Here is a 17,449-nt window from a genome sequence, read left to right on the forward strand (position 1 = left end):
CAATGACGACGACAATGCAAGCAGCAGTAGTAACCACATTCGGCTCCGACCTCTCCGTCCAGGACATCGCCATCCCCCAACCGGGGCCCGGGCAGGCGCTGGTTAAGGTGCTCACCACCGGTGTCTGCCACACCGACCTCCACGCCGCCGAAGGCGACTGGCCGGTCAAGCCGACCCCGCCGTTCGTTCCCGGCCACGAAGGGGTGGGCGAAGTGGTGGCCCTGGGCGAGGGCGTCACCGACCTCGCCATCGGCGACCTGGTGGGCAACGCATGGCTGTGGTCCGCGTGCGGCGACTGCCAGTACTGCCGCACCGGCTGGGAGACCCTCTGCGAGGCCCAGCAGAACGGCGGCTACAGCGTGGACGGCTCCTTCGGGGAGTACATGCTGGTGGACTCGCGCTTCGCGGCGCGGATACCGGCGGGATCCGACCCCGTCGAGGTGGCACCGGTGCTCTGCGCCGGCGTCACCGTGTACAAAGGACTGAAGATGACCGAGGCCCGGCCAGGCCAGTGGGTCACGATTTCCGGGATCGGCGGACTGGGACACATCGCCGTGCAGTATGCGGTGGCGATGGGCCTGCGGGTTGCCGCCGTGGACATCGCCGACGACAAGCTCGCGCTCGCCAAGGCCCACGGCGCCGAACTGGCCGTCAACGCCCTGCACGAAGACCCGGCGGAAGTGATCCAGCGTGAAACAGGGGGTTGCCATGGAGTCCTGGTTACTGCGGTGCACCCGTCGGCATTCGGGCAGGCCATCGGGATGGCCCGCCGCGGCGGCACCATCGTGTTCAACGGACTGCCGCCGGGGGACTTCCCGGCGCCGATCTTCGAGATTGTGCTCAAGGGACTGACGGTCCGCGGATCGATCGTCGGCACCCGGCAGGACCTGGAGGAAGCGCTGGATTTCTACGCCCGTGGCAAGATCCATCCCACGGTTTCCGTGCGGGAGCTTTCCGAGGTCAACGCGGTGTTCGACGAAATGAAGCACGCCAAGATCGACGGCCGCGTGGTGCTGAGGTTCTGATGCCGGCCCAGGGGATCGAGGCCGCCGCGACGCTGCCGGGGGAGGAGTTCTCCCGGGTGGCGCTGACGCCTGACGCCGTGGCGCTGCTGCAGATGCTGTGGGACCGGCACGGCCCTGATGTTCCACCAGTCCGGCGGCTGCTGCGACGGGTCCTCACCCATGTGCTACTCGGCGGGGGATTTCATCACCGGCGGTTCCGACGTCCTGCTCGGGCTGTTCGACCTGTCCGACGGCGTGGCCCCGCGGCCCCTGGAGTTCTGGATGTCGCGGGAGCAGTTCGAATACTGGAGCCACACACACCTCACAGTGGACGTGGTTCCGGGCCGGGGTAGCGGGTTTTCGGTGGAGGCGCCGGAAGGCAAGCGCTTCCTCATCCGGTCCACGCTGATGGACTGGCCGGCCTGAGGAATTCGGTCAAAATACGTTCGGGGCTCTCCATTCGGAGGGCTCCGAACGCGTTTTCCAGAACAAAGTTCGGAAAACCGGCCGTCTCACCATGTGGGACGATTGTGGCCGTCCACTGGATGGACACTATCGTTGATAGGTCTGTTTCCATCACAAACCAGGATTGTGATTCCCCAATGAATCTTCTCCGGACCAAGTCCATTGAGCAGTCCATGGCCGACGCCGATGAGCCCGGACGCAAGCTCAAGCGTTCCCTCAGTACCTGGGACCTCATGATTATGGGCGTCGCCGTGGCAGTGGGTGCCGGCATCTTCTCCGTTGGCGCCAAGGCAGCTGCCAACTTTGCCGGTCCCGCCGTGACCGTGTCCTTCGCGGTCGCCGCCGTCACCTGTGCGCTGGCCATCATGTGCTACGCAGAGTTCGCCACCGCCATCCCCGTGGCCGGCTCCGCCTATGTTTTCACCTACGCCACCATGGGCGAGCTCCTCGCCTGGATCATCGGCTGGAACCTGATCCTTGAGCTGTTCACCGCTGCCGCCGTGATCGCCAAGTACTGGGGCATCTACCTCAGCAAGGTGTTTGCCCTGATGGGCGCCGATATCCCGCCGGCCATCTCCCTGGGCGGTGTGGACCTGTACTGGGGCGCCTTCCTGATCGTTGCCATCTTCACCGTGCTGCTGGTGCTCGGCACCAAGCTCTCAGCCCGGGTGGGCAACATCTTCACCCTCATCAAGATCGGCGTCGTGCTGTTCGTGATTGTGGTGGGCTTCAGCTATGTGAAGTTCGAGAACTACACGCCGTTCGTTCCCGCTGCTGAGCCCACGGCCGGAACCGGTGCCGCCGATGTCCTGAAGCAGTCCTTCTTCGGCTTCCTCACCGGCGCCGCCCCCGCCCAGTACGGCACGCTTGGCATCTTCGCCGGCGCCGCCCTGGTGTTCTTCGCCTTCATCGGTTTCGACGTGGTGGCCACCTCAGCGGAGGAAGTGAAGAACCCGCAGAAGACCCTGCCCCGCGGCATCTTCGGCGGCCTGGCGCTGGTGACCCTGCTGTACATCCTCGTTTCCCTGGCCCTGACCGGCATGGTGTCCTACACCCAGCTCGCCGAGGCCAAGAGCCCCACCCTCACCACTGCGTTCGAAGCGGTAGGGGACACCTCGGCCGCCAAGGTGATCGCCTTCGGGTCCCTGGTGGGCCTGACCACCGTGATCATGGTGCTCCTCATGGGCCTGTCCCGCGTGGTCCTGGCCATGAGCCGCGACGGCCTGCTGCCGCGGTCGCTGTCAAAGACCAGCGAGAAGCGTTCGACGCCGGCCCGCCTCCAGATCATCTGCGGCGCCGCGGTGGCCCTGGTGGCAGGGCTGACCAACGTGGACCTGCTGGAGGAAATGATCAACATCGGCACGCTGTCAGCCTTCGTGGTGGTCAGCCTGGGCATCCTGGTCCTCCGCAAGAAGCGCCCGGACCTGAAGCCGGCGTTCCGTGTACCGTTCGGCAAGGTGCTGCCGATCGTGTCGGCCGTGCTGTGCCTGTACCTGATGACCAACCTCGCCGTGGAGACGTGGATCTTCTTCGCCTTCTGGCTGCTCCTCGGGCTGGCCATCTACTTCGCTTACGGCCAGCGCCACTCGCGGCTCAACGAGCGCTTCGCCGAGGCAAGCGCCTCGGTCAACCGCGCACCCCAGGCAGACCCCGCTGCCGCTGCCGGCCGTGACGACGAGGACGAATTCAGCCGCGCCTGAGCTCCTCCGCTGCACCTGCCGTTTCTGCCCGCCCGGACTTTGCCCGGGCGGGCAGACGCGTATCGGGCTCCGGGCGTTTCCGGCCCGCGGGTTCCGGGCTCCTAGGATGGAAGCATGGCACGTCCCTCCCGGTCCGAACGCAAGGCCGAACTGCTCACCGCCATCCTCGACTACCTGATGGACAAGACGCTCGCGGAGCTGACCTTCCGCAGCCTCGCCGAAGGCCTGGGCGTGAGTGCCTATGTACTCGTCTACCACTTCGGCAACCGGGACCAGCTCATCAACGACATCGTCGCGTCCATTGAATCCCGGCTGGACTGGATGCGCAGCACCGACGTCCGTGACATCGACCGCGACGCATGGCGGGCGTTCCTGCTGGACTCCTGGCAGTGGACCATGGCGCAGCGTAACCGCCACCTGACCAGGCTCGAATTCGAGGCGACCGCACAGGACATCGTTGCCGGCGAGCCGCGCGGGAGTTCGCAGGAAAACTTCCGCCTGCTGCACCACAAGACCCGGGACTGGCTCATGGTTCAGGGGATCGCGGAGGAGTATGCCGACACCGACGCCCGGCTCTTTACTTCCACCTTCTACGGCCTGCAGTTCGACTTCGTGGTGATGAATGAGCCGGAAGCTGCCACCAAGGCCTTCGAGCTGATGCTGGCGGTCTTCTTCAACAACCTCGACACCCGCCTGGCCGCCGCCGCGCAGGGCGCCTGACGCCTGCCGCGGGCATGCACCTATGGCGCCGCGTACCTCCCCACCCATTCCACGAGGGGCCGCAGCTGCCGCCACCTTGCCGCGACCTCGTCCTGGACTGCGGGCGTGGAGACCCACTCCGGCTGGCCCACTTCCACCCCTGCCGACAAGGACTTGTGCTTGAGCAATTCGGCGCGCGGGTGGTCCCTGGCGAAACCGCGGGGGACGGTTTTGAGCTTCTCGCCCTCGATGGTGAAGCCGGCGCCCGCCACGGCATCGACGATCTCCTGCAACGCGGCGCCGCTTGCCGAGGCGTCGGTGGCGGCCCGGAACCTGGCCAGCTGTGCGGGTGTGTGGGAGTGGTAGCCGCCGCCGATCAGCAGCCCGTCCGCGCTCACCTGCAGGTAGAACCCCACCCCCTCCTGCCGGGTGGAGAAGGCGCCTTGCGCGGTCTTGTACGGTGACTTGTCCTGCGAGAAGCGGATGTCCCGGTAGGGCCGGAACAGCCTGGCCGGCCCGAACTCGGGTTCCAGGCCGGCGAGGAGTTCGGTGAGGGGTTCCTTGACGGCGGAGTCATAGGTGTCCTTGTGCCCGAGCCACCATTCACGGTTGTTGTTCTCTTCCAGCTCCGCGTAGAACCGGAAGGCCTCCGGCGGGATGCCTGCGAATGTGTTCATGGATGGAGCCTAGGACCGGGCCGCCGCAACCGGCCAGGCTCCCGGCACCCTATGTGCAAAACCCTATGTGCAAAACCGCCTTTAAAAGGCAGGACACCCCGCCCGGAAGACCGGGAGGGGTGTCCTGACGAAGCCCTAAATTGGCAGGACCGGATGGTCCCGCCGTGGGGGCAGTACTAGCCGATCTTGTTGGCTGCTTCTGCCTCGGAGAGCGGAGCTGCACCAAGGTTTGCGCGCAGCTTGGCACCGAGTTCGGCGTCGACGTTGGTCCAGTACTGGATGGCACGTTCCTTGATGTCGGAACGCTTGACGCCGCCTACGGCGCCGGTGATGGTTTCGAGGAAGCGGGCCTTGGTGGCCTCGTCGTAGACCTCGCGGTACAGCGCACCGGCCTGGACGAAGTCGCCGTCCTCGGCGTGGAGGGAGTGCGCGGCGAGGGTCAGCTCGCCGTCGTTCTCCCAGCCGCCGGCGACGTTCTGCGGCTCAACCGCAGCCGGGCCGCCAAAGGTGTTGGGTGCGTAGACCGGAACGGAAGGCGCGTTGAACAGGAAGCGTCCCTGGCCGTCCTGGCTGTAGTTGTTCACCTGGTTCTTCGGCTGGTTCACCGGGATCTGGGCGTGGTTGGTGCCCACGCGGTAGCGGTGCGCGTCGGCGTAGGAGAAGATGCGGGCCTGCAGCATCTTGTCCGGGGAAGCGGCGATGCCCGGCACGAAGTTCGACGGCGCGAAGGTGGCCTGTTCGATCTGCGCGAAGTAGTTTTCCGGGTTGCGGTTCAGCTCCATGGTGCCGACCTTGATCAGCGGGTAGTCCGCGTGCGGCCAGACCTTGGTCAGGTCGAACGGGTTGAAGCGGTAGGTCTTGGCGTCCTCGTACGGCATGACCTGGACGTGCAGGTCCCAGGAGGGCAGGTTCCCGGCTTCGATGTTCTCGTGCAGGTCGCGGATGTAGAAGTCGGCGTCGGAACCGGCCAGGGCCTCGGCCTGCTCGGAGGTCATGTTCTTCACGCCCTGGTTGGACTTGAAGTGGTACTTGACCCAGAAGCGCTCACCGGCGGCGTTGATCCACTGGTAGGTGTGCGAGCCGTAGCCCTGCATTTCACGCCAGGAGGCGGGGAGGCCGCGGTCACCCATCAGCCAGGTGACCTGGTGGGCGGACTCGGGGGACAGGGTCCAGAAGTCCCACTGCATGTCGGCGTCGCGCAGGTGGGTGCCCGGCAGGCGCTTCTGGGAGTGGATGAAGTCCGGGAACTTGATGCCGTCGCGGATGAAGAACACGGGGGTGTTGTTGCCCACGAGGTCGTAGTTGCCCTCGCTGGTGTAGAACTTCACGGCGAAACCGCGCGGGTCGCGCCAGGTGTCCGGGGAACCGTTCTCGCCGGCCACGGAGGAGAAGCGGATCAACATCTCGGTCTCGACGCCGGGCTGCAGGAACGCGGCCTTGGTGTACTTGGAGACGTCCTCGGTGGTCTTGAACGTACCGAATGCACCGCCGCCCTTGGCGTGCACTACGCGCTCCGGAACCCGCTCACGGTTGAACTGGGCGAGCTTTTCCACCAGGTAGTGGTCAGTCAGGATGATGGCACCATCGGCACCAACTGACTTCGAGTGCGCGTCGGACGTAACCGGCGCACCTGACTGGGTTGTTGAAACGGCAGTCATTGTTCTCCTATTTCTTTGTTTCTTGTAAGGGACGACTGGGGAGGAAGTTGTTGGGCCCGCTGGCAGTCCTGGCAAATGCCCTGGTACATGACATCCGCGATCTGGATGGTCATCGGCTTGGCGTCGGGGTTCCAGTGGGGCGTGAGGCAGGGAGCATGGCCGACGGCGCAGTCCACGTCCTCCACACGGCCGCAGCTGATGCAGATCGCGTGGTGGTGGTTGTCGCCCACACGCGTTTCATACAGTGCCGGGGAGTGGGGAGGTTCGAACCGGCGCAGCATGTGCAGGTCCGTCAGGTCGCCGAGGACGACGTACACGGACTGGGCAGTCAGCTCGGGCAGTTCGGTGCGGGCCGCAGCCAGGATGCTTTCCGCCGGGGAGTGGGGGTGGCGATCGACGGCGGCCAGTACGGCAAGCCGCTGCTTGGTCACCCTGCGGCCGTGGGCACGCAGGGCCGCTGCCCATGCTTCCTGGCCGTCGAAGTGCTCCGTCATGGCTCCATTGAAGCACTTATTATTAGTAAGTCACAATAAGGCGTGGCTAACCTGTCCGTGTCGCCCGCTAGGGTTGCCGGGTGGGGAAGATTCTGGCCGACATCCGGCCGCTCAAGGAAAGCCCGGCATTCCGCCGGCTCTGGCTGGGATCCGCGGTGTCCGCCGTGGGGAGCCAGCTCACCCTGGTGGCTGTGAGCCTTGAGGTCTACCGGCTGACGCACGACAGCTTTTACGTGGGCCTGCTGGGCGTTTTCGCGCTGGTGCCCCTGGTGGTGGGCGGCCTGATGGGCGGGTCCATCGCGGACGCGCACGACCGCCGGCGCATCGCCCTGCTGGCCTCCGCGGTGCTGTGGCTGACCACCGGCCTGATCGCGCTCCAATCCTGGCTGCAGCTGGGCAGCGTCTGGGTCCTCTATCTCCTTGTAGCACTGCAAAGCGGGGCGCAGGCCATCAACCAGCCGGCCCGCAGCGCCATCATCCCCATGCTCATCCGCAAGGAACTACTGCCGGCTGCCAACGCGCTCAGCATGCTGTCCATGGGCCTCGCCATGACCGCCGGGCCGCTGCTGGCCGGCGTGCTTGTTGCCTTGTTCGGGTTCGGCTGGACCTACACGATCGACTTTGTGAGCTTCGCCTTCGTGCTCTGGGCGGTCTACCGCCTTCCGCCGATGCCACCGGCCGGAACCCGCAGCAAGGTAGGGCTCCGATCGGTGATCGAGGGGTTCCGGTTCCTGGGGACCCGGCCCAACCTCCGCATGACCTTCATCATCGACCTCATCGCCATGGTCCTGGCCCAGCCGCGCGCGTTGTTGCCGGCCGTGGCCGCCCTGTCCATCGGCGGCGGGGAGGCGACGGTCGGCATCCTGCTCGCGTGCACCGCCGTCGGGGCTTTCCTCGCGGGCCTGTTCTCCGGCCCACTGGGGATGGTCCGCCGCCAGGGGACCTCCGTCGTCATCTCCGTCATGGGGTGGGGCGCCTCCATCGGAGCGTTCGGGCTGGTGGTGCTGCTGGCCGGGCACGCGCCGGACGGCGGCGTGACACCGTGGCTGGTTCCCGCCGCCATCTGCTGCGCGCTGGCCGGCATCGCCGATTCGATCAGCAGCGTCTTCCGCAACACGATCCTTCAGGCCGCGGCCCCGGACCACCTGCGTGGCAGGCTCCAGGGCGTCTTCATCGTGGTGGTGGCCGGCGGTCCGCGCATCGGGGACCTGCTGGCCGGCGGCGGGACTAAGATTTTGAGTGAGGGCTGGGTCCTGCTGCTCGGCGGTGCGCTGTGCATCGCGGGGGCGTGGCTGGCGGCGAAACTGCAGCCGGGCTTCGGCAGGTATGACGCCCGGAACCCGGTGCCGTAGTGGACCGTTCCTTGAGCAAGGAGGAAACGTGCACAACCATCACAACGGCCTGAAGACGGCCGCGCTGTTCGGGGTGCTGTGGGCGGTGCTGCTGGGTCTTGGTGGACTTATCGGCGTCGGTACCCGCAGCTCCACGCCCATCTGGATCATGGCCCTGATCGGCGTCGGCACCACGTTCTACGGCTACTGGAACAGCGACAAGATCGCCATCCGCGCCATGCAGGCCATCCCGGTGTCCGAAGCCCAGGCCCCGCAGCTCTACCAGATCGTGCGTGAGCTTTCCATGCGCGCCAACCAGCCCATGCCGCGCATCTACGTCTCGCCCACCATGAACCCCAACGCCTTCGCCACCGGCCGCAACCCCCAAAACGCCGCGGTCTGCTGCACTGAAGGCATCCTGCGGCTCCTCGACGCCCGCGAGCTGCGCGGGGTCCTCGGCCACGAACTCATGCACGTCTACAACCGCGACATCCTCACCTCATCGGTGGCTGCCGCCGTCGCCGGCGTCATCACCTCGGTGGGCCAGATGCTGCTGTTCTTCGGCGGCGGCGACCGGCGCAATGCCAATCCGCTGGCGATGATCGCCATGGCGCTGCTGGCGCCCTTCGCGGCGTCGCTGATCCAGATGGCCATCTCACGCACCAGGGAGTACGACGCCGACGAGGACGGCTCCCAGCTGACCGGAGATCCGCTGGCGCTCGCCTCAGCCCTGGCCAAGATTGAGCGCGGCGTCAGCCTTGCCCCGTTGCCGCAGGACCAGCGGCTGGTCAACGCCTCGCACCTCATGATTGCCAACCCGTTCCGGGGTGGCGCCATCAACAAGCTCTTCGCCACCCACCCCCCGATGCGCGACCGGATCTCCAGACTGGAGCGGATGGCGGGCCGGCCGCAGTAGCCGGGACCCGCCGTCGGACGTGTCCTTGGGCGGCCAGGAACTCCTAGGTGAAGAGCCCTTCGCCGATGAAGCCGCCCGGCTTCACTCCGCCGGGGACGGCGAACAGGCCCGATCCGGTGTGTTTGAGGTATTCCACGGCCAGCGTGTCGCCCTTGGCCATGGCCATCTGCATGGGCACGTAGTGGGTCCGCGGGTCGGTGACGAAGGCGATGAAGAACAGTCCGGCGTCGAGGTGGCCCACGCCGTCGGAACCGTCGGTGTAGTTGTAGCCGCGGCGCAGCATCCGGACCCCGTTGTTCTGGCCGGGGTGGGCCATCCGCATGTGTGAATCGAGTGGAATCAGGGGTTTGCCGCCCTTGCCCTGCCGGGCGAAGTCGGGTTCGGTGAACTCCTCGCCGCCGGAGAGGGGCGCGCCTGTTCCCTTGGTCCGGCCGATCAGGCCTTCCTGTTCGCCCAGGGAGGTCCGGTCCCACGTCTCGATGTGCATCCGGATGCGGCGGGCCACCAGGTAGCTGCCTCCGGCCAGCCACGCGTCCTCCGGCCGTGAAGCCTTGGCCCAGACGTGCTGGTCCAGCAGCTGCCGGTCCTCGACCTTGAGGTTGTTGGTGCCGTCCTTGAAGCCGAACAGGTTCCGCGGGGTCTGCTGGGCGCGGGAGGTGGAGGACGTGCGGCCGAAGCCCAGCTGGGACCACCGGACCCGCACCTTCCCGAATCCGATCCTGGCCAGGTTCCGGATGGCGTGGACGGCCACCTGGGGATCGTCGGCGCAGGCCTGCACCACCAGGTCCCCTCCGCTGCGGGCAGGGTCGAGGTCGTCGCCGGGGAAATGCGGCAGGTCGATCAGGGCCTCGGGCTTCCGCCCTTCCAGGCCAAAGCGGGCCGCGCCGTCCTTTTCGAACAGGCTGGCTCCGAAACCGAAGGTCAGGGTCAGCTTTCCCGCGTTCAGGTCAAGCGCCTCCCCGGTGTCCTCCGGCGGCGCGCCGTAGGGCCCGTCCACAGCGCCCGTTGCCCCGGCAGGCCGGCCCTCGGTCAGCGCCTCCGCGGCCTCGGTCCAGTCCTTGAGGAGCTGGACCAGCTCTTCCCGCTTGGTGGTGGTGACGTCGAACGCCGCCATATGGAGGCGGTCCTGCGCGGCAGTGGTGATGCCCGCCTGGTGGTCGCCGTGGAAAGGGACCACCGGACTGTCGGCGGAAGGTGCCGGAGCCGCAGTGGCCGCCACGGCGTCGTGCCCCAGGAAGCCTGCGGCAAGCCCGGCTGCTGCACCGCCCAGCCCGGCGAGGCCAAGCAGGCCGCGTCTGCTGACGCGCGGCCCCGCCGTCGGCTGTTCCGGTGCCGCAGCGCAGGCCGAACCGCCGGCCTCCGCAGTTCCCGCTTCGGAAGCCTGCGGCGGCTGGCCGCCGAACGGGCAGCCGGTCACAGGACCACCGCCGCGGTCAGCTTGGACAGCGGTTCCCCGAGCGCGTCAACCAGGGAGGCCAGCCGCTGGACCTGTTCCGGTGCCAGTTTGTCGTAGGAGGTGAAGCCGCCGCCCTGGGCGTGGGTGGCAAGCTCGGCCTGCAGGGCCGCGAACTTCTCGTTCAGCGAGGCGGCCAGGGCAGGATCCTTCTGCTGCAGCGCGGGCAGCAGGTTCTCAAAGGCGATCCGGGCTCCGTCGACGTTCGCCTGGAAGTCCCAGAGGTCCGTGTGCGACCAGATCTCCTCCTCGCCGGTCACCTTTCCGGTGGCCACTTCGTCGAGGAGTTCCTTGGCTCCGTTGCCCAGGTTGTCAGCGGTGAATTCGAGTGTGCGGGTACGCTCCACGAGGTTTTTGGTGTCGGCCACCAGCCGGTCGGCGATGGACGCGCGTTCGGCAGCGGTGAGGGCGGTGTAGTCCGCCGGCGGGAAGAGGTCCTTCTCCGCGCGGTGCCACCCGGTCCACTCCTGGCCGGGCTCGAGGTCGGCTTCGCGGGCATCGAGCTGCGGATCGAGGTCCCCGAAGGACTCCGCCACCGGCTCGATCCGCTCCCAGTGCTGGCGCGTGGCGGCGTACAGGGACCGTGCCTTCTCTGCCTCCCCGGCGGCGAAGGCGGCGGCGAACTGCTGCGTGCCGGTGAGCAGCTGTTCGCTCTGGTCCTTGACGTAGGACGCGTACTGGCCCGTGGCGGTATCGAGCAGGTGCTGGAAGTCCGCGTCCGCCGAGGGCTGGTTGCCGGACTCGGTCACTTCCAGGGCGCCCCGGATGCCGTCGCCTTCCATGCCCGGCTTGCAGGCGGTGGTATAGGTGCCGGCCGGGGCGGTGACCACAAGGTTGCGGGTGAGGCCAGGGCCGATGTTCTCCACCTCGCCCACGATGCGCAGTCCGTCCGCTGCCAGCAGGTAGAACTCTGTCACCTCCGTGCCTTCGTTCTTGACGCTGAAGGTGAGGTTGCCGCTGGGCACGCTGCCGGCTGACACCTTGCATTCGGTGGCCGAGCTGACCACCTGGATGGCGCCGGGGGAGGTGTCGGCGGCCCTGGTGTTGTCAGTGCAGCCGGCGACCAGCAGGGGAACGGCCATGACGGCGGCAACCAGTGAAGTGTTCTTGGTACCGGGAGTGGCACGGGTGTTTTTGGGCAGGGTGAAGCAGGGCATGGGGTTTCCTTTGGTGCGGGTGGAGGGGGTTAGGCGGCCACTACGGCGTTGGCGGCAGCGTTGTTGCCGGTAGCGGCTGGACTGGGTGGTGACGTGCGGTTGGTGCGCAGGTAGAGGAACAGCACCGGCAGCACGTAGGCCAGCCAAGCGGCGGCCTCAAGCCAGGTGGTGGCGGGGGAGAAGTTCAGGGTGCCCTTGAGCAGCGTGCCGTACCAGGACGACGGCGGGACGGCGCCGCTGACATCGAAGGCCAGGACGTGCGGGCCAGGCAGGAAGCGGGCCTCCTGGAGGTCGTGGACACCGTACGCGAGGACTCCGCCCGCGATCACGATCAGCGCCGCTCCGGTCCAGGTAAAGAACCGGGAGAGGTTGACCTTGAGGACGCCGCGGTGCAGCAGATAGCCGCATCCCGCCGCGGCCACGAGTCCCAGCAGGGCGCCGATCAGCGGCTGTGTGGACTCGCCGGTGGCCTTGGCGGCTGCCCAGAGGAACAGGGCCGTTTCCAGTCCTTCGCGGCCAACGGCGATGGCGGCGACGACGGCCAGGCCCCAGCCTGCTCCGCCTGCGGACCTGTCGACGCGCGACTTGAGGTCGCTGCCCAGGGTCCGGGCCGTACGCGCCATCCAGAAGACCATCCACGTCACCAGGCCAACGGCCACGATGGACAGGGTGCCCCCGATGGCTTCCTGCGCCTCGAACGTGAGGCCCTGGGGTCCGAAGGTCAGCAGGGCGCCGAAGCCCACGGAGACGGCAACTGCCGCGGCCACGCCCACCCAGAGGCGGGCAATGAGGTGGCCCCGGCCGGTCTTGGCCAGGTAGGCCATCAGCAGGACCACCACCAGGGTGGCTTCGAGTCCTTCGCGCAGGCCGATCAGGAAGTTGGCTGTCATGGAAATTCTTTCGCTCAGGTAAGCCTTACTTAGGAAGGCCTTAGAGAGAGATTACCCGGCGGCCGCTATTACGCAAACTAAATGTGCGTTAATTCGGGTTGGTTACCTCCGGCGTCGGCCGCCCCGTCCGCATCAGGTGAAGTCTCCCGCTCAGCGCGTGGTCATCCCCGCTACGCAAAAAGGCCGGCACGCCCCATATCCGGGGTGCGCCAGCCTTTTCGGGTAGCTGCATACGCTTTGCGCGTCGAAAGCGACGCTGGGCAGGGGTTAGCTGCGGAAGTTCACGAACTGCAGGTCCGCTTCCTCGAAGTCCTTCAGCAGCGCCATGGTGGCCTGCAGGTCGTCGCGGGACTTGGAGGAGACCCGGAGCTCGTCGCCCTGGATCTGGGACTTGACCGACTTGGGAGCCTCGTCGCGGATCAGCTTGTTGATCTTCTTGGCCAGGTCCTGGGCGATGCCTTCCTTGATGGAAGCCTCCAGTCGGAATTCCTTGCCGGAGGCGTACGGCTCGCCGGTGTCCAGGGACTTCAGCGAGATGCCGCGGCGGATCAGTTTGGACTGCAGTACGTCCAGGACCGCCAGGACGCGTTCCTCGGAGTTGGCCTTCATGAGGATCTTCTCGCCGCTGAAATCCACTTCGGCGCCGACGCCCTTGAAGTCGTAGCGCTGGGCAAGCTCCTTCTGGGCCTGGTTCAGCGCGTTCGCCACTTCCTGCTTGTCCACTTTGCTTACGACGTCGAACGTTGACTCGCCTGCCATGACTCTCCTTTTGCTGGTGGGAGCCCTGTGCGGAGACAGGGCATGGATCTCTGCGTTCCAGCCTAATACGGATGGTCCGGCTGTTGGGGGTTGCCGTATTCACAGTTCCCTCCCAGCGGACGTACCGGGGGAAAGAAGGAGGCCCGGGAAAAGTTGGAGCAGTTGGACCAGTACGAAGGGAACTCCATGCACCGCAAAGCCGCCCGCTACGTCACCCGGACCACCGCAGCAGCAGCCACCTCGGTGGCGGCGGCCGCTGTGGCGGCCTCAGTGGTTTTCAGCCCCGTGGCGGACGCCTCTTCCCGGCTGGAGGGCGTGCGGGCAGACCTCCAGCGGGCAGTGCAGCTGAACCAGATCACCGAAGAGCAGGCACTCAGTTTTGAGGCGAAGCTGGCCGGCCGCATCCTGGGCGACGCCTGAGCTGCTTTTCCCTGCCGTTTCAAGGATTTTCGGGTCGGTCGGGTCCCGATTCGATTCTTCGGCGGAAGTTCTGTAAAGTTGTCTTGCCCGCGGTTACTGAAGCGGAACGGCCCGGAAACGGACGCTCCGAAGACTGCATCAGCGGGTACTTCTTTTGAAGTTCGGCAGATTACCCGAGCGGCCAAAGGGGGCTGACTGTAAATCAGCTGGCAACGCCTACGGGGGTTCGAATCCCTCATCTGCCACCCAAGGAAAAGCCTCCGGAACCACCAGGTTCCGGAGGCTTTTTCGTGCCCCGATACCCCCCTCACGTGCTGCCCTGTGTCGACGGACGCGCCGCCACCAAGGGGTTGCCGGGACCTCCGGACCTTGCCGCGGCAGCACCGCCGTCGTACTTCCCCGGGAGGTGATGGCGTGCTGTGGGGGAGGCGGGAGGTGATGGTGCGTTGTCTGGTGGACGTTTCCGGCCGCCGTCGACACCGTGTTGGTGCGGGCGTAGTCTGGCAGCATCGGCGCATGTGCCCCGATGCCCTGCGTCGATATTCCTATCGATGAAGGAGGACTCAATGAGTGCTGTACGCGAATTCATGACCACTGATGCGCGGTGTATCAGGGAATCCGAGTCCCTCACGGACGCGGCCCGGATGATGCTGGACCTTGACTGCGGCTCGCTGCCGATCTGCGGTGACGACGGCAAGTTGATGGGCATGATCACCGACCGCGACATCGTGATCAAGTGCGTCGCCACAGGGCGCGATCCGGGCCAGGTGATGGCCCGCGACCTCGCCTCCGGCAAGCCGTACTGGATTGATGCCGACGCCAATGTCGATGCAGCGATCGACATGATGGAGAAGCACCAGGTGCGCAGGCTCCCGGTGATAGCCGATCACAAGCTGGTGGGCATCATCAGCCAGGGCGACATCGCGCGGAACTACTCCGAGCAGCGCGTAGGCGAACTGGTGGAGCACATTTCGGAACGCCACGGGATGTAGCGCCCCAGCACAACATGGCCTTGTCCGCGGATCCCGGCCTGGAAGGTTCGGACCCGCGGACAAGCTTAGGAGTTTTCAGGCGGCTCAGTTCAGCGCGATCAGCAGCATCTGGCTGGTGCCGGGGATGCAGGTCTGCAGGATCGCCCGGGGGAAGCCGCCGAAGACCGCAATGACGTCGTTCGTGGTTCCTGGATTCGGGACCTGGCCGCGCGCCGTCACGGTGAACGTCCCGTAGCCGGGGATGCTCACCGTCTCGCCCACTCCGATTCCGGAGAAACGTGCCCAGCCGCCGCAGAAATCATGCTCGGTGATGAACAGCGAGTAGCCGTCGTTCGGGGTGTAGTGGATGGGCCCGATGCAGGCGTCCACCATGGCCTGGCCACCGGAGCCGGCGACGTAGATGGTGCGGACCGCAGGAGCGGCAACAGGTGCCGGGGCGGGGGCCGGGGCTGCAGCGGGAACCGGGGCGGGCCCCGCGGCCGGAGCAGGTGCGGGTGCGGCCACCTCGACGGCGGGTCCGGTGAGCAGGAGGGTCTGGCCGGGATAGATGGTGCTGTACGGCCCGAGGCCGTTGGCTGCGAGCATGGCATTCGTGTCCACGCCATGGGCGGCAGCAATGGCCCCAACAGTGTCACCCGGCGCCACCGTGTAAAGGTTGGGATCGCCCGCCGGAGCAGGAGCAGGAGCCGGTTCGGGCGCCGGCGCGGGTGCCGATTCCGGTGCGGGCGGAGCCGCAGGAGCGGGCCCGGCCGGCGGGGCAGGTGCTGTGTCGGCCGCAGGGGCCGCGGCGGCGGAATCAGCAGGGGCGGCAGGTGCCGCTGCAGTGTTCGGCGCCGTTGGCAGCGCGGCCTCGGCAACCTGGACCGCCGTCGTCGCGCTTCCATTATGCGAGGCGGGCGGTGCTGCCAGGGCCCCCACGCCCACTGCTGCCACCACTGCCGCGGTGGCCATGCCCGCCCAAAGCTTGTTGCTGATGGCGGCGCGTCCAGTGGTGAGGTCGGTGCGGGGTTCGTCGGTGGCGAAGCTTCGGCTCACGCCGTCGGGGGAGGTGGAGATTTTCTGGTTCATGGGTAGCCCATCCGGGGACGGTCCGGCCAGGCAGTGCGGGGGCACGCCAGGTCGCCGGACGGATCGAGATGTTGTGGCGCCGCAGGCCCCGGCAGCTGCCGGGGGCCCGCGCGCGGCGCAGGATGGAGGCATCCGCATACCCAGAAAATACGGAGCTCCGCGTGAAGGCCGGAATCCCGGAAGCCACCCGGGGGACCTGCCCAGTGCATGTTTGGTCCTAGGAATCCCGAGTCTAAAAAGCGGAACCAGGCCGGGCACCAGTAGGAATTACCCGAGTTTTTACCCTCAGTACCCGGCCGCTCCGGCCTGGCTACTCAAGCCCGGCGGGGTCCACTACTTGTTCCCGGGCCGCTCGCAGAACCACAGGCCCACGCCTTACAGGGCCCGGTCTGCCCGCAGCTCGGCGATTTCCCGGCGGAGCAGTGCGATTTCGGCTACGAGCTCGGCCACTTCCACCCGCACGGGCTCCTCTACGGCTTCCGCCACTGTCTCGGCTGTGTCCTCCACCCGCTGGACCAGCCAGGACGCGATCGACGCGGTCACCACGCCAAGCACCGCGATTCCGCTCATCATCAGCGCTGTCGCCACGAGCCGGCCGATGGGCGTCACGGGATACATGTCCCCGTAGCCCACGGTGGTGATGGTGGCGGTGGCCCACCACAGGGCATCGCCGAACGTGGTGATCTTGGCGTCGGGCGCCCATTGCTCCACATCCAGGACCGCCAGGGCCCCGACGAAGACCAGCAAGGCCGCTGATCCCGCCACGTAGGTGGCCACGCGTCCCCGCAGCGTTTCGCCCACGGTCCGGTGCAGCACGGACAGCAGCGTCACCAGCCGCAGCAGGCGCAGGGGCCGGAAGAACGGCAGGGCCACAATGGCCAGTTCGTGCAGGTTGCGGGCAAACCACTGCCGCCGGTTTTCGGCCAGCCAAAGATTGGCCGCATAGTCCAGGACGAAAACGCACCACGTCACCCACATGACGGCCTCAAGCCAGGCCGCTCCGCTGCCCTCGAGCCGGCCCAGGACCTGCCAGGCATAGGCGGCCAGGAACACCAGCGCCGTGGCCATCAGCGGCCATTCGGCCAGGTCCCGGTAGCGTTGCTGCGTCATGCAGGAAATCCTACGGCCGATGGGAGTGGCCGGAAGCCCCACGGATGTTACCGGCGGGTAGCATTGGGTCATGCACCTGCTCCTGAGAACCCTGCTTCTGCTGTTCCGTTCCTCCAGGCGGCCGTCCCTGGCAGTCTGGGATCCCTCGTCCCTGCCGCTGCGCGTCCTGCCGACAGACATCGATATCGCCATGCACGTCAACAACGGCATGTACCTGTCCCTGATGGACCTGGGCCGGTTCGACCTGATGGTGCGCAGCGGCGTCTGGAAGCGGATGCGCCGCCGCGGCTGGAGCCCCGTGGTGTCCGCGGAGACCATCTCCTTCCGCAAATCCCTGCAGCTGTGGCAGGAGTACGCGATCGAAACCCGCATCATCGGGCTGGACACCAAGGCGATCTTCTTCGAGCAGCGCATGGTGGCCGACGGCGAGATTTACGCGCGTGCCTACATCGCCACCCGGCTGGTCGCCAAGGGCCGTCCGGTCAGCCAGGAGGACATCCTGGAAGAGTTCGGCGCACCGCCGGCGGACCTGGAGCTTCCGGAGTGGATCCACGAGTGGCGGGCCTCCAACGCCCTGCCCGGCAGCCGCACAGCGGCCCCGCACCTCTGGGACGTCAACGCCTGAGACGGGTGCCGCCGTCGTTATTCCCAATGAC

At 66.9% G+C, this 17,449-nt stretch carries 17 protein-coding genes, 1 tRNA gene and 1 pseudogene; 10 read left to right on the forward strand and 9 right to left on the reverse strand.

Going from position 1 to position 17,449, the window contains the following annotated elements; translation table 11 throughout:
- Positions 1–2: 2 nt before the first annotated feature.
- The 4 genes and pseudogenes from adhP to K4G53_RS14485 all read left to right on the forward strand — a co-directional run bounded on the left by adhP (position 3) and on the right by K4G53_RS14485 (position 3,889).
- On the forward strand, positions 3–1,025 hold the full coding sequence (gene adhP / locus K4G53_RS14470; RefSeq protein ID WP_221386375.1) for an alcohol dehydrogenase AdhP: 1,023 nt from the start codon (positions 3–5) through the stop codon (positions 1,023–1,025).
- A pseudogene (locus tag K4G53_RS14475) lies at positions 1,025–1,430 on the forward strand (DUF779 domain-containing protein). Before adhP ends, K4G53_RS14475 begins: the two are co-directional and overlap by 1 nt.
- 176 nt (positions 1,431–1,606) lie before the next feature.
- Positions 1,607–3,169 (forward strand): amino acid permease, encoded by a 1,563-nt coding sequence (locus K4G53_RS14480; protein WP_221386376.1) that lies wholly within the window; start codon positions 1,607–1,609, stop codon positions 3,167–3,169.
- Positions 3,170–3,283: 114 nt separating this feature from the next.
- Entirely contained in the window at positions 3,284–3,889 is a 606-nt protein-coding gene (locus K4G53_RS14485) for a TetR/AcrR family transcriptional regulator (protein ID WP_221386377.1), read from the forward strand.
- Positions 3,890–3,909: 20 nt separating this feature from the next.
- Here K4G53_RS14485 and K4G53_RS14490 read toward each other — a convergent pair whose 3' ends face one another.
- The 3 genes from K4G53_RS14490 to K4G53_RS14500 all read right to left on the reverse strand — a co-directional run bounded on the left by K4G53_RS14490 (position 3,910) and on the right by K4G53_RS14500 (position 6,697).
- Positions 3,910–4,545, reverse strand: a complete 636-nt coding sequence (locus K4G53_RS14490; protein ID WP_221386378.1) for a DUF2461 domain-containing protein — start codon at positions 4,543–4,545, stop codon at positions 3,910–3,912.
- Between the two features lie 176 nt (positions 4,546–4,721).
- Positions 4,722–6,203 (reverse strand): catalase, encoded by a 1,482-nt coding sequence (locus K4G53_RS14495; protein ID WP_221386379.1) that lies wholly within the window; start codon positions 6,201–6,203, stop codon positions 4,722–4,724.
- Positions 6,200–6,697, reverse strand: coding sequence for a Fur family transcriptional regulator (locus K4G53_RS14500; protein WP_221386380.1), 498 nt, complete (start codon positions 6,695–6,697; stop codon positions 6,200–6,202). Before K4G53_RS14500 ends, K4G53_RS14495 begins: the two co-directional genes overlap by 4 nt.
- An 80-nt stretch (positions 6,698–6,777) precedes the next feature.
- Between K4G53_RS14500 and K4G53_RS14505 the strand changes: the two genes are divergently transcribed.
- Positions 6,778–8,049: an MFS transporter gene (locus K4G53_RS14505; RefSeq protein WP_221386381.1), complete on the forward strand. Its 1,272-nt coding sequence runs from the start codon at positions 6,778–6,780 to the stop codon at positions 8,047–8,049.
- A 28-nt stretch (positions 8,050–8,077) separates the two neighbouring features.
- Complete coding sequence (gene htpX / locus K4G53_RS14510; protein ID WP_221386382.1) at positions 8,078–8,944, forward strand: zinc metalloprotease HtpX; 867 nt, start codon at positions 8,078–8,080, stop codon at positions 8,942–8,944.
- A 43-nt stretch (positions 8,945–8,987) separates the two neighbouring features.
- Here the strand turns inward: htpX and efeB are convergent, their stop codons facing one another.
- The 4 genes from efeB to K4G53_RS14530 form a co-directional block, all read right to left on the reverse strand.
- A complete protein-coding gene (efeB, locus tag K4G53_RS14515) occupies positions 8,988–10,361 on the reverse strand; it encodes an iron uptake transporter deferrochelatase/peroxidase subunit (RefSeq protein WP_221386383.1) in 1,374 nt (457 codons plus the stop codon).
- Entirely contained in the window at positions 10,358–11,554 is a 1,197-nt protein-coding gene (gene efeO, locus K4G53_RS14520; RefSeq protein WP_221386384.1) for an iron uptake system protein EfeO, read from the reverse strand. The genes efeB and efeO overlap by 4 nt, the downstream gene beginning before the upstream one ends.
- A gap of 29 nt (positions 11,555–11,583) precedes the next feature.
- Positions 11,584–12,444 carry an iron uptake transporter permease EfeU gene (gene efeU / locus K4G53_RS14525; protein ID WP_221386385.1) on the reverse strand — a complete coding sequence of 287 codons (861 nt, stop codon included), beginning with the start codon at positions 12,442–12,444 and terminating at the stop codon, positions 11,584–11,586.
- Between the two features lie 267 nt (positions 12,445–12,711).
- On the reverse strand, positions 12,712–13,203 hold the full coding sequence (locus tag K4G53_RS14530) for a YajQ family cyclic di-GMP-binding protein (RefSeq protein ID WP_018769043.1): 492 nt from the start codon (positions 13,201–13,203) through the stop codon (positions 12,712–12,714).
- Between the two features lie 186 nt (positions 13,204–13,389).
- Between K4G53_RS14530 and K4G53_RS14535 the strand changes: the two genes are divergently transcribed.
- The 3 genes from K4G53_RS14535 to K4G53_RS14545 all read left to right on the forward strand — a co-directional run bounded on the left by K4G53_RS14535 (position 13,390) and on the right by K4G53_RS14545 (position 14,615).
- Positions 13,390–13,623 (forward strand): hypothetical protein, encoded by a 234-nt coding sequence (locus tag K4G53_RS14535; protein WP_221386935.1) that lies wholly within the window; start codon positions 13,390–13,392, stop codon positions 13,621–13,623.
- A gap of 163 nt (positions 13,624–13,786) precedes the next feature.
- Positions 13,787–13,868, forward strand: a tRNA-Tyr gene (locus K4G53_RS14540).
- A 321-nt stretch (positions 13,869–14,189) separates the two neighbouring features.
- Positions 14,190–14,615 carry a CBS domain-containing protein gene (locus tag K4G53_RS14545; RefSeq protein WP_221386386.1) on the forward strand — a complete coding sequence of 142 codons (426 nt, stop codon included), beginning with the start codon at positions 14,190–14,192 and terminating at the stop codon, positions 14,613–14,615.
- A gap of 84 nt (positions 14,616–14,699) precedes the next feature.
- Here the strand turns inward: K4G53_RS14545 and K4G53_RS14550 are convergent, their stop codons facing one another.
- Both K4G53_RS14550 and K4G53_RS14555 read right to left on the reverse strand, forming a co-directional pair.
- Positions 14,700–15,683, reverse strand: coding sequence for a LysM domain-containing protein (locus K4G53_RS14550; protein ID WP_221386387.1), 984 nt, complete (start codon positions 15,681–15,683; stop codon positions 14,700–14,702).
- A gap of 375 nt (positions 15,684–16,058) precedes the next feature.
- Positions 16,059–16,793, reverse strand: a complete 735-nt coding sequence (locus tag K4G53_RS14555; RefSeq protein ID WP_221386388.1) for a potassium channel family protein — start codon at positions 16,791–16,793, stop codon at positions 16,059–16,061.
- Positions 16,794–16,863: 70 nt separating this feature from the next.
- Here K4G53_RS14555 and K4G53_RS14560 point away from each other — a divergent pair, with 70 nt between their 5' ends.
- A complete protein-coding gene (locus K4G53_RS14560) occupies positions 16,864–17,418 on the forward strand; it encodes a thioesterase family protein (RefSeq protein ID WP_221386389.1) in 555 nt (184 codons plus the stop codon).
- Positions 17,419–17,449: the final 31 nt, after the last annotated feature.

This window comes from Arthrobacter sp. MAHUQ-56 (assembly GCF_019710585.1).
Taxonomy (GTDB): domain Bacteria; phylum Actinomycetota; class Actinomycetes; order Actinomycetales; family Micrococcaceae; genus Arthrobacter.

Coding starts and splice junctions, on each gene's coding strand:
- adhP (WP_221386375.1), top strand. CDS start 3: ATGACGACGACAATGCAAGCAGCAGTAGTAACCACATTCGGCTCCGAC.
- K4G53_RS14480 (WP_221386376.1), top strand. CDS start 1,607: ATGAATCTTCTCCGGACCAAGTCCATTGAGCAGTCCATGGCCGACGCC.
- K4G53_RS14485 (WP_221386377.1), top strand. CDS start 3,284: ATGGCACGTCCCTCCCGGTCCGAACGCAAGGCCGAACTGCTCACCGCC.
- K4G53_RS14490 (WP_221386378.1), bottom strand. CDS start 4,545: ATGAACACATTCGCAGGCATCCCGCCGGAGGCCTTCCGGTTCTACGCG.
- K4G53_RS14495 (WP_221386379.1), bottom strand. CDS start 6,203: ATGACTGCCGTTTCAACAACCCAGTCAGGTGCGCCGGTTACGTCCGAC.
- K4G53_RS14500 (WP_221386380.1), bottom strand. CDS start 6,697: ATGACGGAGCACTTCGACGGCCAGGAAGCATGGGCAGCGGCCCTGCGT.
- efeO (WP_221386384.1), bottom strand. CDS start 11,554: ATGCCCTGCTTCACCCTGCCCAAAAACACCCGTGCCACTCCCGGTACC.
- efeU (WP_221386385.1), bottom strand. CDS start 12,444: ATGACAGCCAACTTCCTGATCGGCCTGCGCGAAGGACTCGAAGCCACC.
- K4G53_RS14530 (WP_018769043.1), bottom strand. CDS start 13,203: ATGGCAGGCGAGTCAACGTTCGACGTCGTAAGCAAAGTGGACAAGCAG.
- K4G53_RS14535 (WP_221386935.1), top strand. CDS start 13,390: ATGCACCGCAAAGCCGCCCGCTACGTCACCCGGACCACCGCAGCAGCA.
- K4G53_RS14545 (WP_221386386.1), top strand. CDS start 14,190: ATGAGTGCTGTACGCGAATTCATGACCACTGATGCGCGGTGTATCAGG.
- K4G53_RS14550 (WP_221386387.1), bottom strand. CDS start 15,683: ATGAACCAGAAAATCTCCACCTCCCCCGACGGCGTGAGCCGAAGCTTC.
- K4G53_RS14555 (WP_221386388.1), bottom strand. CDS start 16,793: ATGACGCAGCAACGCTACCGGGACCTGGCCGAATGGCCGCTGATGGCC.
- K4G53_RS14560 (WP_221386389.1), top strand. CDS start 16,864: ATGCACCTGCTCCTGAGAACCCTGCTTCTGCTGTTCCGTTCCTCCAGG.